The organism is Winogradskya humida (assembly GCF_016862215.1).
GTDB classification, from domain to species: Bacteria; Actinomycetota; Actinomycetes; order Mycobacteriales; family Micromonosporaceae; genus Actinoplanes; species Actinoplanes humidus.
The window spans coordinates 18,280-42,680 of the sequence record NZ_BOMN01000005.1 but is presented as its reverse complement, the minus strand read 5'-3'; the positions used below and the strand labels follow the sequence as shown (position 1 = coordinate 42,680).

General features: G+C 69.4%; 27 protein-coding genes. 11 read left to right on the top strand and 16 right to left on the bottom strand.

Annotation, left to right across the window (positions count from 1 at the left end; translation table 11 throughout):
• Window positions 1–65 precede the first annotated feature (65 nt).
• Window positions 66–428, top strand: a complete 363-nt coding sequence (locus Ahu01nite_RS01640; RefSeq protein WP_203834538.1) for a hypothetical protein — start codon at window positions 66–68, stop codon at window positions 426–428.
• A gap of 5 nt (window positions 429–433) precedes the next feature.
• Here the strand turns inward: Ahu01nite_RS01640 and Ahu01nite_RS01635 are convergent, their stop codons facing one another.
• The gene (locus Ahu01nite_RS01635) at window positions 434–1,078 is read right to left on the bottom strand and encodes a TetR/AcrR family transcriptional regulator (RefSeq protein WP_203834537.1); all 645 of its coding nucleotides are present in this window, start codon (window positions 1,076–1,078) and stop codon (window positions 434–436) included.
• A gap of 85 nt (window positions 1,079–1,163) precedes the next feature.
• On the opposite strand from Ahu01nite_RS01635, the gene Ahu01nite_RS01630 reads away from it, so the two are divergent.
• The 3 genes from Ahu01nite_RS01630 to Ahu01nite_RS01620 all read left to right on the top strand — a co-directional run bounded on the left by Ahu01nite_RS01630 (window position 1,164) and on the right by Ahu01nite_RS01620 (window position 3,418).
• The gene (locus Ahu01nite_RS01630) at window positions 1,164–1,601 is read left to right on the top strand and encodes a nuclear transport factor 2 family protein (RefSeq protein ID WP_203834536.1); all 438 of its coding nucleotides are present in this window, start codon (window positions 1,164–1,166) and stop codon (window positions 1,599–1,601) included.
• A 153-nt stretch (window positions 1,602–1,754) separates the two neighbouring features.
• The gene (locus Ahu01nite_RS01625) at window positions 1,755–2,273 is read left to right on the top strand and encodes a polyketide cyclase (protein WP_203834535.1); all 519 of its coding nucleotides are present in this window, start codon (window positions 1,755–1,757) and stop codon (window positions 2,271–2,273) included.
• Window positions 2,270–3,418 carry a barstar family protein gene (locus Ahu01nite_RS01620; RefSeq protein WP_239158552.1) on the top strand — a complete coding sequence of 383 codons (1,149 nt, stop codon included), beginning with the start codon at window positions 2,270–2,272 and terminating at the stop codon, window positions 3,416–3,418. Before Ahu01nite_RS01625 ends, Ahu01nite_RS01620 begins: the two co-directional genes overlap by 4 nt.
• Before the next feature lie 8 nt (window positions 3,419–3,426).
• On the opposite strand, the gene Ahu01nite_RS01615 is transcribed toward Ahu01nite_RS01620, so the two are convergent.
• The 4 genes from Ahu01nite_RS01615 to Ahu01nite_RS01600 are packed head-to-tail and all read right to left on the bottom strand — an operon-like array spanning window position 3,427 to window position 8,156.
• Window positions 3,427–6,042, bottom strand: a complete 2,616-nt coding sequence (locus Ahu01nite_RS01615) for a family 78 glycoside hydrolase catalytic domain (protein WP_203834534.1) — start codon at window positions 6,040–6,042, stop codon at window positions 3,427–3,429.
• 34 nt (window positions 6,043–6,076) lie between these two features.
• Window positions 6,077–6,625, bottom strand: coding sequence for a G/U mismatch-specific DNA glycosylase (gene mug, locus Ahu01nite_RS01610; RefSeq protein WP_203834533.1), 549 nt, complete (start codon window positions 6,623–6,625; stop codon window positions 6,077–6,079).
• Window positions 6,626–6,628: 3 nt separating this feature from the next.
• Window positions 6,629–7,384, bottom strand: coding sequence for an SDR family oxidoreductase (locus Ahu01nite_RS01605; RefSeq protein ID WP_203834532.1), 756 nt, complete (start codon window positions 7,382–7,384; stop codon window positions 6,629–6,631).
• A 16-nt stretch (window positions 7,385–7,400) separates the two neighbouring features.
• Window positions 7,401–8,156, bottom strand: a complete 756-nt coding sequence (locus Ahu01nite_RS01600) for a helix-turn-helix domain-containing protein (RefSeq protein WP_203834531.1) — start codon at window positions 8,154–8,156, stop codon at window positions 7,401–7,403.
• Between the two features lie 75 nt (window positions 8,157–8,231).
• Here Ahu01nite_RS01600 and Ahu01nite_RS01595 point away from each other — a divergent pair, with 75 nt between their 5' ends.
• Window positions 8,232–8,603: a nuclear transport factor 2 family protein gene (locus tag Ahu01nite_RS01595; protein ID WP_203834530.1), complete on the top strand. Its 372-nt coding sequence runs from the start codon at window positions 8,232–8,234 to the stop codon at window positions 8,601–8,603.
• A 27-nt stretch (window positions 8,604–8,630) separates the two neighbouring features.
• Here Ahu01nite_RS01595 and Ahu01nite_RS01590 read toward each other — a convergent pair whose 3' ends face one another.
• Entirely contained in the window at window positions 8,631–9,482 is an 852-nt protein-coding gene (locus Ahu01nite_RS01590) for an alpha/beta hydrolase (RefSeq protein ID WP_203834529.1), read from the bottom strand.
• 82 nt (window positions 9,483–9,564) lie between these two features.
• Between Ahu01nite_RS01590 and Ahu01nite_RS01585 the strand changes: the two genes are divergently transcribed.
• Window positions 9,565–10,044 (top strand): MarR family transcriptional regulator, encoded by a 480-nt coding sequence (locus Ahu01nite_RS01585; RefSeq protein WP_203834528.1) that lies wholly within the window; start codon window positions 9,565–9,567, stop codon window positions 10,042–10,044.
• Here Ahu01nite_RS01585 and Ahu01nite_RS01580 read toward each other — a convergent pair.
• Window positions 10,041–10,517, bottom strand: coding sequence for a cupin domain-containing protein (locus tag Ahu01nite_RS01580; protein WP_203834527.1), 477 nt, complete (start codon window positions 10,515–10,517; stop codon window positions 10,041–10,043). The genes Ahu01nite_RS01585 and Ahu01nite_RS01580 overlap by 4 nt on opposite strands.
• A 362-nt stretch (window positions 10,518–10,879) precedes the next feature.
• Between Ahu01nite_RS01580 and Ahu01nite_RS51755 the strand changes: the two genes are divergently transcribed.
• The gene (locus Ahu01nite_RS51755) at window positions 10,880–11,275 is read left to right on the top strand and encodes a pentapeptide repeat-containing protein (RefSeq protein WP_203834526.1); all 396 of its coding nucleotides are present in this window, start codon (window positions 10,880–10,882) and stop codon (window positions 11,273–11,275) included.
• Here the strand turns inward: Ahu01nite_RS51755 and Ahu01nite_RS01570 are convergent.
• From Ahu01nite_RS01570 to Ahu01nite_RS01555, 4 genes are read right to left on the bottom strand one after another with little or no spacing between them, the layout of a single operon-like run.
• Window positions 11,157–11,594 carry an SCO6045 C-terminal-like domain-containing protein gene (locus Ahu01nite_RS01570; protein WP_203834525.1) on the bottom strand — a complete coding sequence of 146 codons (438 nt, stop codon included), beginning with the start codon at window positions 11,592–11,594 and terminating at the stop codon, window positions 11,157–11,159. The two genes, Ahu01nite_RS51755 and Ahu01nite_RS01570, sit on opposite strands and share 119 nt — an antisense overlap.
• Window positions 11,591–12,409: an MbnB/TglH/ChrH family RiPP precursor modification enzyme gene (locus Ahu01nite_RS01565; RefSeq protein WP_203834524.1), complete on the bottom strand. Its 819-nt coding sequence runs from the start codon at window positions 12,407–12,409 to the stop codon at window positions 11,591–11,593. The genes Ahu01nite_RS01570 and Ahu01nite_RS01565 overlap by 4 nt, the downstream gene beginning before the upstream one ends.
• A complete protein-coding gene (locus tag Ahu01nite_RS01560; RefSeq protein WP_203834523.1) occupies window positions 12,406–13,314 on the bottom strand; it encodes a TIGR04222 domain-containing membrane protein in 909 nt (302 codons plus the stop codon). Before Ahu01nite_RS01560 ends, Ahu01nite_RS01565 begins: the two co-directional genes overlap by 4 nt.
• Before the next feature lie 33 nt (window positions 13,315–13,347).
• A complete protein-coding gene (locus tag Ahu01nite_RS01555; RefSeq protein WP_203834522.1) occupies window positions 13,348–13,923 on the bottom strand; it encodes a TetR/AcrR family transcriptional regulator in 576 nt (191 codons plus the stop codon).
• Window positions 13,924–14,097: 174 nt separating this feature from the next.
• Between Ahu01nite_RS01555 and Ahu01nite_RS01550 the strand changes: the two genes are divergently transcribed.
• Both Ahu01nite_RS01550 and Ahu01nite_RS01545 read left to right on the top strand, forming a co-directional pair.
• Window positions 14,098–14,745: an HAD family hydrolase gene (locus tag Ahu01nite_RS01550; protein ID WP_203834521.1), complete on the top strand. Its 648-nt coding sequence runs from the start codon at window positions 14,098–14,100 to the stop codon at window positions 14,743–14,745.
• A 154-nt stretch (window positions 14,746–14,899) separates the two neighbouring features.
• Window positions 14,900–15,808, top strand: coding sequence for a serine protein kinase RIO (locus tag Ahu01nite_RS01545; RefSeq protein WP_438874748.1), 909 nt, complete (start codon window positions 14,900–14,902; stop codon window positions 15,806–15,808).
• A 47-nt stretch (window positions 15,809–15,855) separates the two neighbouring features.
• Here Ahu01nite_RS01545 and Ahu01nite_RS01540 read toward each other — a convergent pair whose 3' ends face one another.
• Together Ahu01nite_RS01540 and Ahu01nite_RS01535 are read right to left on the bottom strand one after the other, a co-directional pair.
• Window positions 15,856–16,101 carry a DUF2630 family protein gene (locus tag Ahu01nite_RS01540; RefSeq protein WP_203834520.1) on the bottom strand — a complete coding sequence of 82 codons (246 nt, stop codon included), beginning with the start codon at window positions 16,099–16,101 and terminating at the stop codon, window positions 15,856–15,858.
• 57 nt (window positions 16,102–16,158) lie between these two features.
• Window positions 16,159–16,773, bottom strand: a complete 615-nt coding sequence (locus Ahu01nite_RS01535) for a DUF4190 domain-containing protein (RefSeq protein ID WP_203834519.1) — start codon at window positions 16,771–16,773, stop codon at window positions 16,159–16,161.
• A 662-nt stretch (window positions 16,774–17,435) separates the two neighbouring features.
• Between Ahu01nite_RS01535 and Ahu01nite_RS01530 the strand changes: the two genes are divergently transcribed.
• Window positions 17,436–18,083, top strand: a complete 648-nt coding sequence (locus tag Ahu01nite_RS01530) for a maleylpyruvate isomerase N-terminal domain-containing protein (protein ID WP_239158551.1) — start codon at window positions 17,436–17,438, stop codon at window positions 18,081–18,083.
• Window positions 18,084–18,184: 101 nt separating this feature from the next.
• On the opposite strand, the gene Ahu01nite_RS01525 is transcribed toward Ahu01nite_RS01530, so the two are convergent.
• Window positions 18,185–18,769: a TetR/AcrR family transcriptional regulator gene (locus tag Ahu01nite_RS01525; RefSeq protein ID WP_203834518.1), complete on the bottom strand. Its 585-nt coding sequence runs from the start codon at window positions 18,767–18,769 to the stop codon at window positions 18,185–18,187.
• A gap of 143 nt (window positions 18,770–18,912) precedes the next feature.
• Here Ahu01nite_RS01525 and Ahu01nite_RS01520 point away from each other — a divergent pair, with 143 nt between their 5' ends.
• Entirely contained in the window at window positions 18,913–19,248 is a 336-nt protein-coding gene (locus tag Ahu01nite_RS01520; RefSeq protein WP_203834517.1) for a hypothetical protein, read from the top strand.
• A 116-nt stretch (window positions 19,249–19,364) separates the two neighbouring features.
• Here the strand turns inward: Ahu01nite_RS01520 and Ahu01nite_RS01515 are convergent, their stop codons facing one another.
• Window positions 19,365–21,284, bottom strand: a complete 1,920-nt coding sequence (locus tag Ahu01nite_RS01515) for a hypothetical protein (RefSeq protein WP_203834516.1) — start codon at window positions 21,282–21,284, stop codon at window positions 19,365–19,367.
• A 161-nt stretch (window positions 21,285–21,445) separates the two neighbouring features.
• Entirely contained in the window at window positions 21,446–24,217 is a 2,772-nt protein-coding gene (acnA, locus tag Ahu01nite_RS01510) for an aconitate hydratase AcnA (RefSeq protein WP_203834515.1), read from the bottom strand.
• Window positions 24,218–24,401 lie beyond the last annotated feature (184 nt).

The following is a 24,401-nucleotide window of genomic DNA, read 5'->3' as shown; positions in this document are numbered from 1 at the left end:
ACGAGGATGCCGGTCAAGCGTGCCGGAAGTCGGCAGGACACGCCGCAGGGGCAGGATGTGAACCCATGCCGGTCATTCCTGTTTCCACCAAGACGTCTCTGCCGCAACGGCTGCGTGCCCGGGCCACGGCGAACTGGCCGCAGCTGGCCGCGGTCCAGGTGCGTTACCACGGCCAGTTCGCCTACGTCACCGTCGAGTTGACCGGCGGTGAGCAGCTGCCGGTGATGCGACTGCGTTACAGCGGCTCCGCCCACCGCTGGAGCTTGGCGACCTACCGTGCCAGCAACAACAGCTACGAGGACCAGTACTGGTTCGGCGGCACCACCGAAGAAGCCCTCGACTTCGTCTGCGACGTCCTCGTCAGCCCCATCACCGACCGACCACAGCAAAGCCCCGAACCGTCAACCCCCGAAGGACTTACGAACTGAAGCACTTAGCCCTGGCCGTCCGCTGCGTCGTCTGCCGGGGCGGTGGTCAGGCTTTCGAAGCAGGGGCGGAGCAGGGTGATGATCTGTTCGGGTGAGGCGTCCGCGAGGTTGGTGAGGCGCAGCAGGTAACGCTCGGCGATCACGCCGTGGATGATTGCGCTGAGCAGGCTCGCGCGCAGGTCGGCGTCGGGTGCGGGGATCGCCTCGGTGAGCTGGTCGAGCTGGGGTTGTGCGGCGGTCCGGTAGCGGTCGGCGGCGTCGGCGTTCGTGAGCATCGAGCGCAGTACCGCCAGGGAGGACTCCGGCTCGTCGGTCAGGCGACGGCCCAGCGACGTGAGCAGCGCCTCGGTTGCTTCGTCCGGGGTGCCGCCGTACAGCTCGCCGGCCTCGGCGCCAGCCCCGCCGCCGGTCGCGGCCTGGAACACGTCGGGGGCCGGGGCTGTCTCGGTGACCCGGGCGAACAGCAGGTCCTTGCTGCCGAAGTAGTGCATGACCAGGCCGGCGTCGACGCCGGCGGACGACGCCACGGCACGGATCGTGGTCCGGTCGTAGCCACGTTCGGCGAAGAGCTGCCGGGCCGCGGTGAGGATGCGGTCCTCGGTCTGGCGGCGCTGCTGCGCCCGGGTCGGGCGGGCCGTTGGTTCAGTCACGCGTTCATTCTACGGCTGTTGACTGATGCGGCTATTTCGTTCTACGCTCGTTCAATCAACAAGCGTTCAACGAAAGGGAATCATCATGACCGCCACGGCACGCGAAGTGGTTGAGCAGGTGCTGGCTGCGGGTCTCGCGCAGGACACCGAGACTTTTGTCGAGCTGTTCGCGGCGGACGGCTACGTCGAATGGCCGTACCTCCCGGCGGGTATCCCGGCTCGCGTCGAGGGTCGCGAGCAGCTTCGCGAGTTCATGACCGCGCAGGCCAAGGGGCTCGTCAAGTTCGAGGAGTACCGCAACACGGTGATCCACGAGACCACCGATCCGGAGGTCGTGATCGTCGAGTACGAGGCGCACGGCACCGTGATCCCCACCGGCGCACCGCTGCACCAGACCATCATCGCCGTGCTGCGGATCAGGGCAGGCCTTGTCGTCTCCTATCGCGACTATCTGAACCCGCTGGTTCTGGCCGAAGCCCTGGCCGCTGCCGGTGGTGCGGGATCCGCAACGGCCGGCCGATGACGGGGGTGGGGGGTCACAAAGGCCGGCCGATGACGGGGGTGTGAGGGGTAACAGTGGCCGGCCGATGGTAGGGGTGTGAGGGGTCACAGCGGCCGGCCGATGATGGCAGGGTGAGGGGCCGCAGCGGCCGGCTGATGGTGGCAGGATCGGGGCATGCTCGGTGACCGGTGGGGCGTGACCGATGACGAGGTTGCGCGGGCCTATCCCTGTGATGATCTGGTCGACTCGCCCGCTCTGCAGGCGTGGCGGGGCGTGGGGATCGACGCGCCGGTCGGCGCGGTGTGGCCGTGGGTGACGCAGATCAGGCTGGCGCCGTATTCCTACGACTGGGTCGACAACCTCGGCCGCCGGTCCCCCCGGGAGCTGGCGGGGCTGCCCGAACCCCAGGCCGGCGAGACGTTCACCGCCACGGGCGGCCGCAGCCTCGGCAGGATCGTCGCGGTCGGTCCGGGGCATCAGCTCACCGGCTCGATCATGGGCGCCTACATGTCGTATGCCCTGGTCGCCCAGCCGGATGACACGACGCGCCTGCTCCTCAAGGTTGTCATGCGTGCGAACCGCTGGGTCGCCCTCGGCGTGTCCGTCGGCGACCTCGTCATGGCCCGCCGTCAGCTGCTCAACCTGAAGCACCTGGCGGAGACGACCCACGCAGCCGGTACGGTCGGGGCGTGACGCTGCCCCGCTGGTCGCTGGCCGGCCACACCGGATCGCCCGAGGAGCCCGGCGAAGACCCGCTGGCCGTGTGCATCGACATCGACGGGCTCTTCGCCGACCTGCCACCCCGGCCCCGGGAACATGTCACCCTGCTGGGCTGCGAGCCGGCCGGCGCCCTCGCCGAGGCACTGGACACGCGAGCCTGGCTGGGCACCATGTGGCTGGGCACCATGTGGTCGGGCGATGCGGGAGAGCCTGGCGGCTGGGCCGGGGAGCAGCTGCTCGACACCACCGTGCTCGGGCATCGGCCGTCGGCGGGTTCGCCGGGCCGGGTCGACGTCGATCTGGAAGGCCTGGTCAGCGTCTACGACCGCACCGACGGTGTGGACCGTCCCGACGGACTGACCGGCCTGGCGCTGCAGGGCCCCGACGGCGGGCCGTGGGGAACCTGCGCCGACGTCACCGGCGTCTTCCGGGAGCGGGCGGCGCCCCCGATCCCCCGGGTGACACTGATCGGCTGCCGGCTCGAGCCCGTGTTCCAGCAGCTGTTCAACCCCGGCGAGCCCCGCCGCATCGTCGCGGGAGTGGGGGCGATCGCGGCTGACGGCGCGGTGGTTCGCATGATCGACAGCTGGGTCACCGGCACGGTCGTGGCAAGCGTGCCGTCCGCGTACGGTGACGGGCTCGTGGACGTCACCGTCGACAGCGACAGCCGCGAGCCCAGCCCGACCGGTCTGCGGGACATCGTGGACATCTGGCGTGCCGGCCGGCCCACCGAGCGCAACCTGTGGGCCGGCTACGACCGGGCCCTGCGCGATGAGTGGGCAGGTGTGGCGCTGGCCAACCATGCCGGCTCCACGAGTGCGGAGCCGTTCGATCTGGACGGCCGGTTCGTCACCGATGTCGAGGGCTTCTACTGCGCGCTCGGCGAGGCGGTCAACGGCCCGGGCGGCTACTTCGGCTGGAACCTCGACGCTCTCGAGGACTGCCTGCGCGGCGGCTGGGGCGCCCGGCCGCCGTTCCGCCTGCGGTGGCACGACTCGGCGGTGGCCCGCGAGCACCTGGTCGCCGGGTACGACCGGCACCGACACGGCCCCGCGGTCACCCTCGGCTACCTCCTCGGGATGTTCGCCGAGCACGGCGTCGACGTCGACCTGCGCTGACCCACCGCTCAGGGAAGCGGGGTGAAGGTGCTGGTCCCGGAGCCGGCGGTGTAGGTGGCGAAGCCGTTGCGGATGCCGGTGAAAGTCACCGCGCCCGTGGCGAGAGGCCGGTGGGTGCCCGTGATCGGGACGTGGATCTCGGCGGTGACGTTGGTGGGGATGCTCGCCACGATGGCTGTGCCGCCCCGGACTGTTCGCCAGTGGAGACCGAGGGTGCCTGACGGGGTCCAGGTGGTGCCTTCGGCGTGGGTGAGGGTGGTTCCGGTGGGTGGCGATATGCGTACGGTGTGAGCGGCCGGGCTGGTGACCGTTACGCCGAGGAGGTCCTGCTGGAGTTCGACGAGGGCGGTGGCGCCCCAGCCGTGGGACATGCTGTCGCCTCGTTCCGGGGCTTCCCAGGATTCCCAGGTGAACGTGCCGCCGCGGGCGAGCACGTTGGCCCAGCCCAGGGATGTGGGGTCGGTGAGGCGGGCGAGCACCTCGTCGTCGCGGCCCGCGCGGTGCAGGGCGGCGAGCAGCAGGTCCGCCGTCATCGGGCTCATCTGGAGCTTCAATGAGGCGACGTAGTCGGCGACCTCAGCACCGGCGCCAAGGAACGCCAGGGCGTAGGCGTTGGCGATCTGGGAAGCGTGCGTGGAGCCCGGACCGTCGACGTAGATGCCGTCCGGGCGGCGCAGCTGCGTGGTGATGGCGTTCGTCAGGCGGTCGGCGTCGGCGAGCAGGTCCGCCGAGGGGAGGCCGAGGGCGGCTGCCTGCTGGGCGGTGCTGCGCAGGACGTCGACGGCGAGGATGTTGACCGTCGTGCGGGCCGCCGGGGTCGTGTCGTAGCCGTAGCGGTTGGGCCAGTCGATGATGCCGTAGAGGTATGCGCCGCTCCCGCCGGCGAGGTTCGTGACGAGGCCGGTCGCCGGGTCGATGTAGCGGCGGACGTAGTCGGCGATCGCGAGGTTCACCGGGTAGGCCTGGGTCAGCAGCGTACGGTCGCCCGATGCCAGGTAGTAGTCCCAGGTCCAGCCGGGGAACATCTCGGTGAAGTCGGGGATGTCGCGCTTGCCGTCGCCGTTGGGGTAAACGGCGTTGAGCCTGCCGTCCGGCCAGTAGCGTTGCTGGGAGGCGATGAACTCGCGGATGGCCTTGGCGGTCATCGCGTAGTCGCCGGAGCCGCCCATCAGCGCGCGGGAGATGTTCACCGAGTCGGCGAGGAACTGCCCCTTCTCGCGGGTCGGGGTGTCGAGGAACTGCTCCTGCGCGGAGTAGAGCGCCGACCGCTGCATCAGCGTGAACACGTCGTCCAGCGTGGGGTCCGAGCTGCTGAAAGTCGCAGAGTGGGAGATCGAGGTGTGCTGCACGACGGCGGCGATGTCCGCGGGTGTGGAGACCTGGAGGTAGCGGAACCCCTCGTAGGTGAAGGCCTCGTAGGTCTGATCGCCGGCGCTCTGGGCGTACGTATAGGAAAGGTCTGTGCTCTGGTTGTCCTGGCTTGAATTGGAGACTGAGCCGTCCGCGTTGAGCAGATAACCGGCCACCATGGACACCGTTGTGCCGGCGACGCCGTCGCGGAACCGCACGCGGGGCATCGCGGGGATGACCTTGCCGAAGTCGGCGACCACCGCACCGGACGGCAGCGTGGTCACGCTCACCGGCTTGACGGTCTGGTAGCTCAGGCGGGTCTGCTGCGCCTGCAGATGCGGTGACGCCGCGATGGCCGGAGCCTGCCACGCCGAGTCGTCGAAGCCCGCCCTGGTCCAGGCCGCGGACTGGGGGAGCGCGTTCTCGATGTAGTCGCGGCCGTCGCCGTTGCGGTACGCCGCTGCCAGCCACGGGCCGCGGGTCACCTTCCAGGTGCCGTCGGAGAGCACCACCTGCCGTGAACCGTCGGCGTGGTCGATCACCAGGCGTGCCTGCAGCCCGGGCTCACCCGCCGGTCGTCCCTGCCCCGGCCCGTACCAGTGGTAGAGCACGCCGAGCGCCGCGTCGGTGCCGGGCCGTAGCCGCGACGTGACATCGGTGACCTGGTAATACCCCTCACCCGGGTACGCGTACGCCTGACCGCGGTCGACCATCGCCCCGTTCACGAACGCCTGATACTGCTGTGACGCAGACACGTAGAGTCGCGCCCGGACAACCCGCCCCGCACCGACAGTGAACTCTGTGCGCGCCTGTGTGTAATCGTCCTTTTCGGTCGTCGTACGCCGGATCCAGCTCGCCTGCCAGTCGGCGTCCCCGATCCCGGTGTCGAACGTGGACGCCGACCAGGGAGAAGCGGCGCCGGCGCGGTCCCAGGTGCGCACGCGCCAGTGGTAGGTGGTGCCGTTGATCAGCGCCGGGCCCGCGTACGGAACAAAAGAGCTCTCGCGCGACGCGACCTTGCCGCTGTCCCAGACCTCGCCGGCCGCGAAGACCTTGATCTGGTACGCGCTCTGGCGCTCACCGGCGTCGAGGTCCCGGGGCCGCCAGCCGAACAGCGGCGCGCCCTCGACGCCCAGCGGTTCCGCCCGGTCACCGATCGTCAGGCCGGCGGGGCTGAGCGGTGCCAGGTTGCCCGCCGCCCGCGCCGGGGTGGCCGCGCCGAGGACGGGCAGGAGCAACGCGACCGCGAATGCTCCGATACGGGTGACGTTCATGCTGCCTCTTCCGGAGAAGGAAATCGGCGAGCATCTATGTAAACACAGATCGCAGTTCGGCGTACGCGGAGCCAAGGGTCTGCTGGGTGTAATGGGCGTTGAGACCGCTCGGGTTGGGCAGGACCCAGACCTTGACCCCGCCGATGGTGTCGCTCTGCGGTCCGGTTCTCGCTTTCGGCCGGTCAAACGCTGATCGGTACGCCGTGACGCCCAGCACCGCCAGGCATTCCGGCCGCCACCGCTCGACGAGCCCGGCGAGAATTTCCCCGCCGGCTTTGAGCTCGGCGGCGTCGAGTTCGTCCGCGCGGGCCGTGGCCCTCGCGACCACGTTGGTGATGCCGAGCCCCATTGCCGGCAGCAATCCCTGCTCCGAGGGGTGCAGCACGCGCGGGGTGAACCCGGCGAGGTGCAGAGCCGGCCAGAACCTGTTGCCCGGGCGTGCGAAGTGATGCCCGGTCGCCGCCGAGTAGAGGCTCGGGTTGATCCCGGAGAACAGCACCTTCAGCCCCGGCCCGACCAGATCGGGGATCGTCCTGTTCCGCGCCGCGGCTACCTCGTCCGGCGTGGGCCTCTGGAATTCCATACCTCAGATCATGCGCGTGGAGCCACCGTCGATCGGAATCTGGATGCCGGTCAGGAACCCGGCGGCGGGGGAGAGCACGAACGCCGCGACCTTGCCGAACTCCTCGGGCTGCCCCATGCGCTTCAGCGGCACGGCGGCGGTCGACGTGGCCTCGGCCTTCGCCGGGTCGTCACTCGCCGCGAACAGCTGCCGGTTGCGGTCGGTGAGGATCCGGCCCGGCAGCAGGCTCACCACCCGGATCCCGCGCGGCCCCAGCTCGTCGGCCATGTCCTTGGCGACGCCGGCCAGCCCCGGGCGCAGCCCGTTCGACAGTCCCAGCCCCGGCAGCGGCACCCGGGTCGACGTGGACAGCACGAACGCGATCGCGCCGCCCTCCTCCAGCACCGCGGCGAACGTGCGCGCCGCCCGCACCGAGCCCAGGAAGATCGTTTCGAAGGCCTCCCGCCAGTGATCGTCGTGCTGCTCCAGCGCTGTCCCGAGGTGGGGCCCGCCGACCGAGATCAGCGCCCCGTCCAGCCGCCCGAACGTCTCCTTCGCCGTCCGCAGCAGCAGCTCCGGCGTGGCGGGATCGGTCAGGTCGGCGGCGACCCCGACGGCGTTGGCACCCAGCTGCTCCACGGCGGCGTCGACACTCGTCTGCGACCGCGAGGAGATCACCACCCGTGCGCCGTCGGCCACGAGCGCCTCCGCGGTGGCGAGCCCGAGCCCCTTGGAGGCGCCGGTCAGGATATAGACACGTTCGGCCAGACCAAGATCCATAGGCCTGATCCTGCCACTACTCGCCCGTTTCGCGCCGCAGGTAACGCGTCGTCGCATCATTCGCCGGAAGGAACGACTCGACCGCCAGCTCCGCGAGGGTGACATCGAGCGGCGTCCCGAGCACCGACGTGACGCTGAAGAACTCCAGCTCCCGGTCACCCACCCGGATCCGCAGCGGCACCACCGGCCCGGTCGCGGTGTGGACCTTCCCTCCGGGCAATTTGGACAATTCCGCGTGCAGGTCCCTCAAGACCGGATCGCCGGTCACGCCTGCCTGGTGGTCCAGCCGATGCAATACATGGGTACGCCACTGAGCGAAGTTCACGATCCGCCCCGCCACGCCGTCGGGGTGCAGCGACAACCGCAGCACGTTGACGGGTGGCTCCAGCAGCTCCGCCTTCGCCCCCTGCGTGAGCAGCCCCGCGGCCCGGTTCGCGTCGACCAGCGTCCAGTGCCGGTCGACCAGGATCGCCGGGTACGGCTCGTGCCCCGCCAGCACATCGCGCAGCCCGGCCAGCATGACGGCGATGTCGGGGCCGCCCTCGGCGTATTCGGGAGCGAACCCGCCCGCGAGCAGCAACGCGTTCCGCGCCCGCAACGGCACGTTCAGCTCCTCCGCCAGCCGCAGGATCATCTCCCGCGTCGGCCTGGACCGCCCGGTCTCCAGAAACGACAGATGCCGCGCCGAAACCCCCGCCCGGTGGGACAGCTGGAGCTGACTCAACCGCCTGCTGCCCCGCCACTCCCGCAGCAGCCCGCCCACCTCAGCCATGCCCCCGATCGTAGGGCCGTCCCGATTACCTGCGAGGTAATCGCCACCCCTACCACTGCGGGGGAAGGTCATTCCATGACAGACATCGCGACCACGGTCAAGCAGTACCTGTCCCTCTGGAACGAACCCGACCCGGCAACCCGCGGCACGCTGATCGCCGACCTGTTCAGCCCCGGGATCCGCTACACGGATCCGCTGGCGTCGGTCACCGGCCACGACGCTCTGAACACGCTGATCGGCGCCGCCCAGCAGCAGTTCCCCGGCCTGGCCTTCACCCCCGGCGACCCGCCGGACCACCACCACGACCAGGCCCGCTTCACCTGGCACCTCACCCCGTCCGCCGACCCGTCCGCCGAGCCCGTCGCCACCGGCTTCGACGTCATCGAACTCGGCCCCGACGGCCGCATCGTCACGGTGCTCGGCTTCCTGGACAAAGTCCCGGGCTAACCGGGCCGAGCTTCCGGCGGGGCTTGGCTACACGGCGTCCACGAACTGCAGGAGGGCGGCGGCGAGGGCTTCCGGTGCTTCCTGGGCGACGAGGTGCCCGACGCCGTCGAGCTGGACGGCGGTGACGTCGCCCCTGGTCACCTGGCGAAGGGTCTGCGCGGTGAAGCCCGCGTTGACGCCGTCGACGGCGAGGACCGGGACGGTCAGCGGGTGCGCCTCCGCGATCGCCCTGGTCGCGCCGCCGTCGGTGAAGATCGACCGGTAGAGCCCCGAGGTGCCGGCCCACCCGTCCGGCCCCGCGTACGATCGCACGAACTCGTCGAGGTCGGCCTCGGTGACGGCGCCCTCGGTCGCACACATCATCGGGTACGCCCAGCCGGCGATCAGGTCCCGTTCGTGCCCGGACAGCAGCAACTGCGGGATGCCGGGAGCACCGAGGAAGCCGACGTGCCACGAGCCACCGTGGTTGACGTCGGCGAGCAGCTCCAGCCCGTACCCCGTGAGGGTGGTCTCGACGCCGGTGAAGCTGAGCACGTCACCGGGGTGGGTCGCGGCAAATTGAAAGACCGGTGGCCCGCTCGCGTCCTGGCACAGCACATGCACCGGGCCGGCGCCGAGATGCGCGACCAGGTGGTGCAGGTCCTCGGCGAGCGTGGCCGCCGAGAAGTCGTCGCCGGCGTGGCTCGAGTCGCCGAACCCGCGCAGGTCCACGGCGAAGACCCGGTGGGCGGCGGCCAGCAGCGGGATCAGCTTGCGGAACGCCCACCAGGTCTCCGGCCAGCCATGGACGAGCAGGATCGGCGACCCGGTCGTCCCGGCAGCGACGTAGTGCAACCGGGTGCCGTTCACATCGGCCGTGTGGTGGGTGACGTCGGGCATCGGTAACTCCTCAAATAGACAACCTGGCTGTCCAAAATTTAGACAGTTAGGTTGTCCATGTCAAGGCTTATAGGCTGATCACATGTCCCGATCCGGCGCCGACCTGGCCCTGCTCCTCCTCGGCGGCTTCCGAACCCTCGCCGACCGCGCGACCGTCGAGCTCGCCGCCCGCGGCTACGAGGACATCCGCCCGGTCCATGACTTCGCCCTCCAGGCGATCCTCACCGGCGCCGACAACGCCTCCGAGCTGGGCCGCCGCATGTCGGTCACCAAGCAGTCGGCCGCCAAGACCATCGCCGTTCTGGAAAGCCGCGGCTACGTCGAACGCCGCCCCGACCCGACCGACCGCCGCCGCATGCACATCGAGGTCACCGACCGCGGCCACACGATGCTGCGCGAAGGCGCCGCGATCTTCGACGACCTGCGCCAACAGTGGGAGACGCAGGTGGGAGCCGGCGCGGTCGAGCAGCTGGAACGCACCCTGCGCCAGCTGCTCGGCGACACCACCACCCGGCTCGACACCCCGGGCTGGCTCGTCCAGGACCTCGGCGGCGAGAGCTAGACCCAGAACGTGTCGTGGCGCAGGAAGAACTCGGTGCGTTCCTCGTCGGACATCTGCGGAGTGGTCGCCACGCGTTCGAAGTAGTCCTCACGCGGGGCGCCCGGCGAGAACAGGATGAGCATCGACGCGGGCTCACCGGACTCGTTGCGGAAGCCGTGGAGCCCGCCCTCCGGCACGTACAGAAAATCTCCCGGGTTGCCGTCGATCCAGCGTTTGCCGTCGTAGAGCCGGACCGACCCGGAGATCACGAAGAACGACTCCGAGAGGGACCGGTGGAAGTGCGGGTCGGGCCCGCTCCTGGGCCCCTTGAAATCCCACCGGTAGAGGCCGAATTTTCCGCCGGTGCTCGCACCGGTGGCCAGATAGCTTGCGGTAGTGGTCTTCTGATCGAGTTCAGGCGCGGCCCCAGCCAGCCGGACCGTCGCCGACACCTCGCCACCGTCGCCGAGATACTGCGCTTCGGGATAGGACATACCCCCGACGCTAGTCGCACCCTCTGACAAAATCCGGCCGGCACGACCGTGATCGTTCGGCACGGACGTGTGTGCCGGGCTTGTCCGTTCGGCACTTGGTGTGTGGCTATTCGACTGGCTGCGGTGGCTATTGAGGTGAGAGCAATTCAGTCGTGTGCGAGTTGTTTTACGGCTGTGTCCAATGCAGAGTGTGCCGGTGGCTTACCAACAGTCCTATATGCCGAAAAAGACGAATCATGTCCTACATCTGCTCCTGACCCTGGTGACTTGCGGGTTCTGGGCGCCGGTGTGGCTGATCCTGGCGATCGTCAACGCGAATTCGAAAGACGTCGTGACGACTTATACGACGGGCCAGCCGCCGTTTGCTGCCCCGTATCCGCCCCAGCAGTACGCGCCGCAGCCATATCCGTCACCGCAGTACCAATCTCAGCCGTACCAATCTCAGCCGTACCAATCTCAGCCGTACCAATCTCAGCCGTACCCGCCACAGCCGTACCCGCCACAGCCGTACCCGCCGCAGCCGATGCAGGCTCTGCCTCCGGCACCTCCCGCGCCTCCGCAATACCCGCATCAGTAGCTGGATATTTTTCTCGCGGGAGCCCGACGTCGTGCTGAGAAACGGCATGGGGCCGGGTGTTGTCAGTTGCGGTGCAAGACGCGTACCCGGCCCAGGATTTGCACAGCGACTGTGCCCGCCGCGGTCCGAATGGCCGGTAGGCGACGGGTCTGCGGCGAGGTTTGCCCGTCGTATCGCATAGCTGCCTCGCGGGAGGCCAGCTCGGCCCCGGCCTCGCGCGGCAACGCATCCCGCGAGACCAGATCCCGTGCGAAGTCCCAGCCGTCCCGCAGCGAGCCGTTGGTGGGCCGGGCCGCGGCCCACGCCGACCATTCCCGCAGCCAGCCGGCCCCGAGGGCGGCGTGCAGGGCAGGCCATTGCCGCGCGACCTCGCCGCCGCGTTTGCGCAGCAGGGCGACCCGCGCGATCTCCACCATCCGGCCGTCAAATCCGGCGGGTACGGGTGCCCCGGACGTCAGGGCCGCCACCAGCGCGGCCTGCCGGTCGGCGAGCGAACTCACCGGGTGACGGCCGGATAGCCCGAAGCGGCGGCGATGGCGTCCAGCTCCGCGGTGAGTTCAGCGGCCGGTGGGTAGTCGCCGTCGCGTTCCAGCATCAGGGCGGGAGGACGGTGCAGGGAGCAGAGCGAAGCGACAAGGTCCAATACTTCTCGGGGTACGGCCGCAGTGTGCGTGTCGTGGTAGACGCCGTCGTGCAGTGCGCCGCCCGCCACGTGGCAGTAGGCGATTCGCTCCAGCGGGATCTGCGAGAACAGCGCGAGCGGGTCCGTGCCCCGGTTGAGGGCGTTCGCGTAGACGTTCGCCACGTCGAGCAGCAGCAGCGCGTCGGTCCGCGTCAGGATTTCGGTGAGGAAGGCGCCTTCGTCGAGGTCGTCGTCGGGCCAGTCGAAGAGGGCCGCGATCGGTTCGAGGGCGAGGGGGACGTCGAGTGCGGCTTGCGTACGTTTCACGTTGGCGACCACCGCGTCGACCGATTCGCGGGTGCGGGGGATCGGCAGGAGGTGGCCGGCTTCGACGCCGCCGGCCCGGACGAAGGCGATGTGTTCGCTGACCAGTGGCGCGCCGAGCAGGGCGGCCGCTGCAGACAGGTGTTCCACGCGGGCGGGGTCGACCGGCTCGGCGCCGCCGAGGGACAGCCGGATGCCGTGCGGCACCACGGTCACCCCGCGGGCGAGCAGGGCTTCCAGGCCCACGGGCAGGACGTCGTGGACCGATTCGGCGACCACTTCCACGAAGCGCAGGCCCGGGAGCTGCTCCACGTAGCCGGCGATCTCGGGCCGCCAGCCGATGCCGACTCCGTACTCAACTGTTGTCATCCGCCGCACCCGCCACCACCACAGCCGCCGCCACCACCGCCGCAGGAACTGGAACCGGAGCTGCAGCTGGAACCGGAGTTGTCGGAGGTGAAGTTGCTGCCGCTTCCCGAGGAGCCGATCCCCAGCACGGACTGCCGCTGCACCTCGGCCTCCGCGGCGAACGACGGGTCCATGTCGTAGAGGGACGCCGCCCCGAACAGGGCTACACCCATCGCTGCGCCTGTCGCGCCGTATGTCGCGTACGACGGCTTCTGCCCGGGGTTGAGGTAGCTGTGCTGACCGCGCAGCTTGATCATGTCTTTGATGGCCGCCTCGGTGGCCCAGCGGTTCTTCTTGCGCATGGTCAGGGCGAGCGCGGTCGCGGCGAAGACCAGGACGAACAGGAACGCCGTCGGCTTGTGGTTGATCTCGCCTGCGATGAGCCGGGCGACACCGATCACGACCAGCGCGACCGGTGCGAACACCCACAGCCGGGCGGCCTTCACCTTGGCCGGGCTGACCGCGTGCCCGCTCTGTTCCAGACCGGACTGCAGCTGGTCGAGCGCCGAGGCGACCCACTGGTCCTTGTCCAGGTCACGGGCGCGCAGGCGATGCCCGGCGGCGTTCCAGACGGCGGTGTCGAGCGGGGTCACCCCGGCCGGGAGCCGCTGCGTCTGCGCCAGCGTCTTGTCGGGCGAGGTGCCGAGCACACCCGCCCCGCGCAGGCCCGCGAGCGAGGAGTAGAGCGCGAGCCGCCGGCCGCCGTTGAGATAGGCGACCTGCTGCGGTCCGAGCGCGGCCACGGAGGTGTGCCGCTTGCCCCCGAAGAGGGCCTTGCGGTGCACGGCCGCGAGAACGCCCACGGCGACGAGGGCCACGACGTACCAGAGCAGGAAGGTCGGACCAGAGATCCCCCACGTGTCCATGGCCCCATTGTGCAGGTCAACGCAACAGTGAGGTCACGAGCGCCTGACAGCTTCCTCCACGACGTCCAGGACGCGGCTCAGCTCGCCGGCCGGGCGGCCGGTGGCGAGGTGCAGGACGAGGCCGTCGTACGCGAGCTCCAGGAATTGGGTCAGGACCTCGACGGGTACGTCGTCGCGCAGCACACCGGCGTCACGCTGGCGTTCCAGGCGTTCGCGGGTGGCGGAGGCGATGGCGGCGGAGCGTTCGGCCCAGCGTTTGGCGAACTCGGGGTCGGTGCGCAACCGGCGGGAGACCTCGAGCTGGCTGCCGAGCCAGCCGGCGGTGTCACCGCTCGCCCCGGCGCGATCGAGAAGATCCCTCATGACCTGGACCAGGCCGTTGCGGGCGACCGTCTCGACCATCGCGGCGGCGTCGTCCTCGGCCACCGCGAGGAAGAGGGAATCCTTGTCACGAAAATGGTGGAAAATTGCGCCGCGGGAGAGACCGGTAGCCTCTTCGAGACGGCGCACGGTCGCCCCCTCGTAGCCGTAGCGCGCGAAGCAGCCACGGGCCGCCCCGAGGATCTCGTGGCGGCGGGCCTCTAGCTGGTCCTGGCTTACCCTGGGCACGCGTCCGATGGTGTCACGCCGGTGACGGCGCTTGCAATCCGTACGTACGGCTTGGCATCCGCGTCACATCGGGGCCGCAGCCGCGTCACATCGTGCGAAAAGTGCCTTGTCGGCCTGGCGTTGTTAACACTCACGGGCTGTTCGCTGCCGTATTCACTCACGTACAGTGCGCGGGTGCCTCTCGTCTTCCTCGCACTGGATGACACCCTGCTCGACCGCAGCGGTGCGTTCAAACTGTGGGCGAAAGGCTTCCTCGACGAGATCGGCGCCCCGCACGCCGACCTCGACTGGCTCCTCTCCGTCGACGCCGACGGCCTCACCTCCCGCTGGGACCTCGCCGACTCGATCCGCGACCGCTACCAGCTGGACATCCCCTCGATCGACCTGCTGGACGAGCTGCACGAGGGCCCCGCGGCGTACGAGCGGCTCGATCCGCTCGTTGCCTGTGCCCTGCAGATCGCGGGCGATGCCGGCTGGGTGCCCGTCGTGGTCACCAACGGCCCGCACGAGCAGCAGGAGGGCCGGATCCGGCGCACCGGGCTGGACCGCTATGTCGCCGACTGGGTGATTTCTGAGCAGGCCGGCGTCAGCAAACCCAACCCGCGGATCTTCGCCCTGGCCGCCCAGCGGGTCCGGATGCGCCTCGGCGGCGCCTGGATCGTCGGCGACAGCCCCGAGGCCGACATCGGCGGCGCCGCGGCCATGGGCCTGCCCAGCGTCTGGCTGCACCGAGGCAGGGACTGGATCGACAAGCGCTTCGCCCCCACACGCGTGGTCGGCAACGTGATCCAGGGCCTCTCCGCGATCATGATCCCGCGCTGAATTAAATCGGTTGCGCGCCGATCGGGCGGCTCGCTAACTTGATCGCGTCGACCCATCGTGTCGACCCGGAGATGAAGGAGGTGGGACCCATGGCTGTCTTCTCGCTGTGCCGTGCCCAGACAAACCCTTGCTTCATCTCTGAGGAGAACCTCCAGTGCGAGAGCACGACGCTTTCGGCCCGGCAACCATGCGCCGCGGCCGCCGCAAGTTCGACGATGACGAGCCTCGTTCCGTAAAACGCGAGCCGCGTTTAACCGAGGACCCCGACCTACCCGAGACCGGCGATCGCTGGTCGACCTGGGATTCCGCCCTGACCGGCCCGGAGCCGCACCCCGACTGGGTGCGCACCGAGCACGGGGCGACCGACACCGAGCTCGGCATGCTCAAGACCGGCAAGGAAGCCGACGTCTTCCTGGTCCGCCGCGAGCTACCCGGCACCGGGCAGAGCAGCATGCTGGCCGCCAAGCGATACCGCGACGGCGACCACCGCCTCTTCCACCGCGACGCCGGCTACCTCGAAGGCCGCCGGGTCCGCCGCTCCCGGGAGATGCGGGCCATGACCAACCGCACGGCGTTCGGCAAGGAACTGATCGCCGGCCAGTGGGCAGCCGCCGAATTCGACGCGCTGTCCCGGCTGTGGCGGGTCGGCCAGGAGGGCGGCACGATCTCGGTGCCGTACCCCGTGCAGCTGATCGGCACGGAACTCATGCTGGAATTCATCGGCGACTGGGAAACCGGCGAGGCGGCACCCCGGCTCGCCCAGGTCCGCCCGGATCCCGACGGTCTCGCCGACCTCTGGCGCCAGATGGTCGACGCCCTCAGCGTCCTCGCCCGCGCCCAGATCGCCCACGGCGACCTGTCGCCCTACAACACCCTGGTCCACGACGGCCGCCTGGTCATCATCGACCTGCCCCAGGTGGTCGACCTGATCGCCAACCCCCAGGGCGCCGACTTCCTCACCCGCGACGTCCGCAACGTGGCAGCCTGGTTCACCGCCCGCGGCCTGCAACCCGACGTCGACGAACTGGTCGAACGCCTGCAGTACGAAGCCGGCCTGCGCTGAACCGCCGGTCCCGGCCCGCCGTGTCACCAGGCGGGCCGGGTCAGCCGTCACTGCAGGTAACCCTCGACCTCACCGGCGCCGTGCGCCTGCTCGGAGTCCGGGTTGTTACCGAACTCCCGCGCAGCCCGCCGCCGGCGCAACAGGTCCCAGCACTGGTCCAGCGCCACTTCGAGCTCCTGCAACCGGGCGTGCTCCTCGGTGGCGCTCAGCTTGCCGTCGGCCAGCTGCGTACGCAGCTTGTGCTCCTCGTCGACCAGACCGTGGATCCGGCCCAGCACCTCTTTGTCATCCATGCCGCGAAGCCTAGATCAAAGTCAAGATCAGGAGCTTGCGACCACTGCGATGTGAGCTCAATCCATCAGCGACGTGGTCCGGGTGCCCGCTGGATCCGCCGCGACACAGGTCACGGCACGGTCGGCAAGCCAGGAATCCTTCGACGGGTACGTGTAGTAGATGTCCATGCCCTCGTTGCCATCCTTGGCGGCGTACGGTTCGAACGCCTGGCTGCAGTGCTCATCCGCCTCGGCCTCGATCGCCGCCTCACCGGGATACTCACCGGGCGGGAAACTGAAGATCGTGTACACCTCGGCGGTGTGCGACTCGCCGCAGTCGACCACCGGCATGTTGTTGGGATCGAAGGAAGCCCCGAGCTCCCGGACACAATCCCCGACCCCCAGCGAAGGCCGCGCGAACGGCGCGGCAACGGCAACATCGGCCTGCGCCGGCTTCCGCGCCGCCAGCACCACCCCGACGGCTCCCACCACGCTGGCCGCCACCACCAGAACACACGGAATCACCACCCCTGCGATGGCCAGCCCGCGGCCGCGCTCCCCACGCTCCTTGATCTGCCGCAGCGCGAAAATCCCCACCACGAACCCGACAAGCCCCACCCCCGCCAACGACAACGCCAGCGACACCACAGCCAGGTTGTTGGTCCTGGCCGGCGCGGGAGGAACCGGCTCCATCGGTACGTACCCCTGGTACCCGTGACCCCTATACGGAATCCCGTCGGCCGGCCCGGCGCCAGGTGCCGAAGCTGCGTCGGGTGCCGGCCCGGCGTCAGGTGCGGGTGCTGGGTCGGGTGCGGGTGCCGGTACCGGTGCTGGGTCGGGTGCGGGTGCTGCGCTGGGTGCGGGCGCTGCGTCGGGTGCCGGGGGTGTTGCCGCGGGCGGCGTGGACGTTGCGACGCCCGGTGCCGGTGACACTGGGTCGGGCTGTGCTGGTGGCGCTGCGTTGGGTGCGGGTGTAGCTGCTGCCTCTGTTGCGGCGGGCGGTGCCGGTGCCGGTCCCGGTCCCGGTCCCGGTCCCGGTCCCGGTCCCGGTCCCGGGGTCGGGGTCGGGGGGAGCGGGGCGGGGGTGGGGGTGCTCGGGGTGGGTGTCGTGGGTGGATCGGCGGGTGCTGGAGGCGTTGCGGTGTCAGGCTTTGCGATATCGGTGACGTCCTCGGCCGGAGCGGGCTGAGGCGGAGTTTGATCATGCACGCGGAGGAAGGTATCAATCTCCCGGCCGCCGGGCACAGCGGGTTTGCGGTGCGTCTGCCGACTTGTCCCGGTCCGGCCTACGTCGGCGTCCTCGCAGCGCGCAGCCCGGGGGCGTTGCGGCGGACAGCAGGGCTGTCGGACCTTGGATGACCAGCGGGCAGTATTGGGGTATGGACTTTCGCTGGGCGTACAAATCGGCTGTCACCGTTTTTACCGATCTTGTTATTCGGATTCCTGGAGATCGGTGGGATGGGGCGGGGCTGGGGGAGTGGAGTCTGCGGGATCTGGTTGGGCATACGGTGAGTTCGGCGTTGCATCAGGTTCCCGGGGTGCTTGCGTCTCCCGCGCCGTCGGTTGTGCTCGATTCGGCTGAGGCTTTCTGGGGGTTTGCCCGCTCGGTCCCGCCCGAGGTTTATGCGGCCTACAGCGTCGCGTCGTCGGAGGATGCTCGGAAGGCGGGGGAGGCTCTCGGGGATGACCCGGGCGCTGCGGTGATCGACTTCGCCCGGAAGGCCACGCAGGCGCTGTCCGCGGCCGGGGACGCCGATGTGATCGCGAGCCCGGGTGGCGGTATGCGGGTGCGGGACTGGATTCCGACCCGGACATTCGAGTTGGTGGTGCACGGGTTGGATGTGGCGGCGGCGGCGAACGTACCCGTCGAATTTGCCGGTCAGGTTGTCACTGACGTCACCCTGCAGGCCGCGAAGACGGCCGCGACCGGTCCGGAAGCCGCCTTTCTCCTGCGGGCCCTCACCGGCCGCGCGACCCTGCCGACCGGTTTCTCCGTGGTGTGAACCCAGGCGGGCGGGTCAGGCGGGCAGCGGGGCCAGGTGGGCGGCCGGTCAGGATGGCGGGCCTGGTCAGGTGGGCGGCCGGGTCAGGATGGCGGGCCTGGTTAGGCGGGCGGCTTCTGGAGGAGGCCGGCGATGAGTAGGGCGACCATGCGGCGGGCGTTGTAGGTGGGGTCGTCGCCGATGCAGAGGTTGCCGACGGCGCGCATGAGTTCGAGGGGTGTGATGCCGGGCTGGATCTCGCCGGCCGCGACCGCGGCGTCGATCAGCCGGCCCGCGACGGGGAGGAGACGGTCGAGGAAGTAGTGGTGCATCGCGTCGAAGCCGGTGTTGTCGGCCTGGAAGGCGACGGCGAGGCCGTGCTTGGTGACCAGGAAGTCGACGAAGAGGCCGATCCATTCCCTCAGCGCGAGGTAGGGGCTGGCGCTGCTCTCCAGCAGGGCCGGGCCGGCCTGGGCGCAGGCCTCGATCTGGTGCCGGTAGACCGCGATGATGAGGTCCGCGCGGGTGGGGAAGTGGCGGTAGATCGTGCCCGTGCCGACGCCGGCCTTGGCGGCGATGTCGCGCACCGGGGCTTCGACGCCCGAGGTCACGAAGATCGCGGCGGCGGCGTCCAGCAGCGTCTTCTCGTTGCGCACGGCGTCGGCCCGCTTGCGCTGAGGGGCGCGGCCCGTCTCGTCTGCGGTCATCACTCGCCCCTCCTTACCTCGTGAACACGGAGCGTGGTTCCGTTTCATCACGATGATGCCAGAGCTCCAGGCCGGAACCAAGCCGTCCGCCCTGTGACGTGCGAACCCCTGACAGCCGGGGCGCCGGAGCAGAGACTCGGATCATGACCTCGAAAGACGGCGAGGACCCCGGGGCGGCAGCCCGATGGTTCGGCGTGAGGTGCGTCTACCACGATGCGGTCCGGAACGCGTACGAGGAGCGGGTCACCGTCTGGCACGCCGATTCGTTCGAGGCGGCCATCGCGCTGGCCGAGGCCGAGGCCGGGGAGTACGGCGAGGGCGCCGACTACCTGGGTCTCGCCCAGGCGTACCTGCTCGTCGAGCCACCCCGGCACGGCACCGAGGTGTTCTCCCTGATCCGTCGGAGCGACCTCGACCCGCACGCGTACGTGACCAGCTTCTTCGACACCGGCCACGAGATCACCGGTGAGGTCGGCTGACGGTGTGGAGCAGGTGCCGACGCCGGGCCGAGTGTCCCCCACCGCCTGCTGGCAGGTGGGGGACCGGCGGGGCTGTGCTGTTCAGCGCTGGAGTCGTTGCTGCGAACGGCCGGAGGTCATCCTGCGACCGTGAATGCGTGGAGGTTGGCGGGCCAGTGCTCCTCGCCGTCCGGCTGCACGGCGAGGACGAGCATCGTCGTGTAACCCGGCGTTGTGGGTGCCCAGGTGATGGTGGCCCGGCCGCCGGGGCCGGCCGGGATCTCGATCCGGTTGTCGTAGTTCTCGTCGAACCAGTAGCGGTACGCGGTCACGTCGGGCAGGTCCGGCGGCGGTGAGAACGTGAAGGTGCCCTCGACGCCGGCCCCGCCGACCGCGCTGCCGTCGAGCGGTTGTGTGTAGATGGCGGAGGTCACGCCCGGCGCCGGGTCGTACGAGTACGAATCGCTGTAGGTCTGCGACACGAAGCCGTTGGAGCTGTGACTGGTGACGGCGATCTGGTCGCCGCTGGTGTCGGTTGTCGTGAAGGCGAAGGTGGCCGTGCCGTCCGCCGCTGCGGTGACGGTTTGCGGCTCCCCGCGGTTGAAGACGACCTCGTAGGAGGTGACCCCGGCGACGCCGGGTGCGGGGCTGAGCTTGAGGACCACGTTGTCACCCCAGGACACTTCGTAGGACGAAGGCGTCACTGTCGGCCTGGACCACGGAACCCGTGTCGTGTATCCGCTCCCCGCCACGGTGGTGTTGCCGGCGGCGTCGATTGCACGGACGGTCAGTGTCGCAGCTCCGTAGTGCGGTGGGTTCAGCTTGACGGTGGCGGTACCACCGGGGACGTCGGCCCGGACAGTGTTGTCCCGGCTGAACGGATCGGGGCAGTCGATCTGGCCGAGGTCACCTTCGCCGCAGGTGGGCAGGCCGTAATCGGACCAGGAGTAGACGAAGCCCGCGGTGTCCCGGTCGCCGTGGCCGTCGAAGGTGAACTCCATGAGCTCACCGTTGGGTCCCTCGTTGTACTCCCCGGCGGGGAAATTCGCGGAGGTGACCGCGGGTGCTGAGGGCCGTGCGCCGTCATACGTGAAGTAGCAGGTGGTGGACCACGCCGAGGTGTCGGTGCCGTCGCTGACCCGGACCTGCCAGGCATATGCCGTCGCATCTGTCAGCGTGCCGGTGGCCAAGGTGGCGCCGGTCATCCGCCCGGCCCAGGCGTCCTGGCGGGTCAGGACGGTACGGGCGGACGGATCGTCAACGGGCCACAGCGCCCACTCGGTGTCCATCGAGTAGCTGTCCTCGTTGTCCGGGTCGTTGGGCAACGCCTCCAGATACCTCGCGTAGGCGCCCAGCGTGGGGCCCGGCTGCGTCGGTGAGCAGGATTTGCCGCCGTTGTAGAGACGGCTGTTGTCGATGGCCGGCAGCGAGTTGTACTGGACCGAGAGCCGCACGTCGCTGTACCAGTACAGGTGCCGGGCGTAGGTGGGATCCTGCTCGTGTGCCTCCGGCACCCGGAGCTCGAACGTGACTTTCTTCTGCCGGTGCGCGACCGCGTCCAGCACGGCGGCCCCGACGTCGAACGAGATCGTCGCGGTCGGGCAGTATTCCGGGGTCAGGATCTCGTCGAGCTTCGCCAGCGGCCTGGGTGCCGCGTGCCAGGCCGGTGTGCTGCTGACCGGCTTGGTGCGCCAGATCTCGATGGCCCGTTTGCCGCAGTCGGCCGCGTCGGACTCCCGGACGTAGACCGTGCCGGCGTACGGCTTCTTGCCGGCGAACTGGGTCAGATCGAACGTTGCATAGACCCGCGAGGTGTGGGGCTTGCCGGCGGCGTCGACATAGGTGCCGAGCGGCAGGTTGGTCCGGTTGTCGTTGGTGTCGTCGTAGGCCTGGCCCGGCGTTGCCGAGTCGGACCAGCCGGTCTGGATCGATGGCGGGTCGGTGTAGTGCGGCGCGGCGGTCGCGGCGCTGCCGGTGACGAGAACTGCGATGCCGGTGACGCCGAGTGTCACGGCAAGCCCGGCGGCGAAAACGCCCCGGAACCGGTTACGAACCACTGTGGACTCTCTTCCCCCGCGCGCCGGGCCCGCGCCCGGCGTTCAAGAAAATCCAAGTAGATCGATCAGGAATCAGCAACGTGTTTTAGCACATATGACAGAGCGCGCCCCGCTGTCCAGGAGGGACGGCAGGGCGCGCTCAGTGCGTACTCATATGGGGTTCAGCTGTTGAGCATTTTGCGGAGGACGTACTGGAGGATGCCGCCGTGGCGGTAGTAGTCGGCTTCGCCGGGGGTGTCGATGCGGACGTCGGCGTCGAATTCGACGCCGGTGTCTGTGCGGACCTTGACCGTGGAGGGGATGCCGCCGTCGTTGAGGGCGGTGACTCCGGTGATGGTGAAGGTTTCGGTGCCGGTGAGGCCGAGGGATTCGGCGTTGGTCTTGGGCGGGAACTGCAGGGGGAGGACGCCCATGCCGATGAGGTTGGAGCGGTGGATGCGCTCGTAGGACTCGGCGATGACGGCGCGGACGCCCAGCAGCATGGTGCCCTTGGCGGCCCAGTCGCGGGAGGAGCCGGAGCCGTATTCCTTGCCGGCGAGGATGACCAGCGGGATGCCGGCTTCCTTGTAGGCGACCGAGGCGTCGTAGATGCTCGACTGGTCGCCGGTGAGGTGGTTGACCGTGAAGCCGCCCTCGACGCCGGGGACGAGCTGGTTGCGCAGCCGGATGTTGGCGAACGTGCCGCGGATCATGACCTCGTGGTTGCCGCGGCGGGAGCCGTACGAGTTGAACTCGTGGCGGGGTACGCCGTGCTCGGCGAGGTACTTGCCGGCGGGGGAGTCGGCCTTGATGGAGCTGGCCGGGGAGATGTGGTCCGTGGTGACCGAGTCGCCCAGCTTCGCCAGCACCCGGGCGCCCGAGATGTCCACGACGTCCGACGGCGTCGGCGACATGCCCTCGAAGTACGGAGGCTTCCGCACGTAGGTGGAATCCGAAGCCCACTCGAAGGTCTGGCCCGCCGGGGTCGGCAGCGACTGCCACTGCTCGTCGCCCGCGAAGACGTCCTGGTACGCCGTGGCGAACCCGGAAGCGCCGATCGCACCCGCGATGGTGTCGTCGATCTCCTTGGCGCTGGGCCAGATGTCGGCGAGGAAGACGGGCTTGCCGTCGGAGCCGGTGCCGAGCGGCTCGGTGGTGATGTCGAGGTCCATCGTGCCGGCGAGGGCGTAGGCCACCACGAGCGGCGGCGACGCCAGGTAGTTCATCTTGATGTCCGGGTTGATCCGGCCCTCGAAGTTGCGGTTGCCGGAGAGCACGCTGACCGCGGTGAGGTCGGCCTCGTTGACCGCGGCGGAGATCTCCTCGGGCAGCGGGCCGGAGTTGCCGATGCAGGTGGTGCAGCCGTAGCCGACGAGATTGAAACCGAGCTTGTCGAGGTACGGCGTGAGGCCCGCCCGCTCGTAGTAGTCCATGACCACCTTGGAGCCCGGCGCCAGCGTCGTCTTGACCCACGGCTTGCTGGTCAGGCCCCGGTCGACGGCGTTGCGGGCGAGCAGTGCCGCGCCGATCATGACCTGCGGGTTCGACGTGTTGGTGCAGGACGTGATGGCGGCGATGCCGACGAAGCCGTGGTCCAGCTCGTACTCGACACCGTCCGCGCCGACGACCCGGGTGGGCTTCGACGGGCGGCCGGCGGAACCGGTCGCTGCGGAGAAGACGTGCGGTTTGTCTGCATCTGAGTCGGCGTGATTAGCCGGCGCGTCGCTGGCGGGGAAAGACTCCTCGCTCGCCTCGTCAGCCGGGCCGATGCCCTGGACGTAGTTGGTCAGCGCCTCGCGGAACATCTCCTTGGAGTTGGACAGCGGCACACGGTCCTGGGGACGCTTCGGGCCCGCGAGCGACGGCACGATCGTCGACAGGTCGAGCTCGAGCCGCTCCGAGTAGTCCGGCTCGGCGGCCGGGTCGAGCCACAGGCCCTGGCGCTTCGCGTACGCCTCGACGAGCGCCACCTGCGCGTCGGATCGGCCGGTGAGACGCAGGTACTTGATGGTCTCGTCGTCGATCGGGAAGATCGCGGCCGTGGAGCCGTACTCCGGCGACATGTTGCCGATCGTGGCCCGGTTCGCGAGCGGCACGGCGGTGACGCCAGGGCCGTAGAACTCGACGAACTTGCTGACCACGCCGTGCTGGCGGAGCATCTCGGTGATGGTCAGCACCAGGTCGGTGGCGGTGGTGCCGGCCGGCATCTCGCCGTAGAGCTTGAAGCCGACGACCCGCGGGATCAGCATGCTGACCGGCTGGCCCAGCATGGCGGCCTCGGCCTCGATGCCACCGACGCCCCAGCCCAGCACGCCCAGACCGTTGACCATGGTGGTGTGCGAGTCGGTGCCCACAACGGTGTCCGGGTAGGCCTGTCCGTTGCGCTCCATGATCGTACGAGCCAGGTATTCGATGTTGACCTGGTGCACGATGCCGGTGCCGGGCGGCACGACCTTGAACTCGTTGAACGCGGTCTGGCCCCAGCGCAGGAACTGGTAGCGCTCGCGGTTGCGCTGGTATTCCAGCTCGACGTTGCGCGCGAACGCGTCCTCGCGGCCGAACAGGTCGGCGATGACCGAGTGGTCGATGACCAGCTCGGCAGGGGCGAGCGGGTTGACCTTGGTCGGGTCCCCGCCCAGCTCCTTGACGGCCTCGCGCATGGTGGCCAGGTCGACCACGCAGGGCACGCCGGTGAAGTCCTGCATCAGTACCCGCGCGGGGGTGAACTGGATCTCCACGCTCGGGTCGGCGCTGGAGTCCCATCCGCCGAGCGCGCGGATGTGATCGGCGGTGATGTTCGCGCCGTCCTCCGTGCGCAGCAGGTTCTCCAGCAGGATCTTCAGGGAGTAGGGCAGTCGTGCAGAGCCCTCCACCTTGTCGATCGTGAAAATCTCGTAGCTCGCGTCATCGACGCGTAGCTCGTTCTTCGCACCAAAGGTGTCCAGGCTGGCCACGTCAAACTCCCTCTCACCCAGCGACCGTGAGTAGTCCTCAGCAGTCTTGCGCACCGGCGACCGCAGCTCGCCGGTTAGGCATACCTAACTCAGCGTTCACATCGTCGTGTAAACCGTACGTCCGTCTTGCTAGGCCGCGCAACCCGCCCCGCTGGTTTCGCGCGGAGCCCCAAGGGGTAATGCA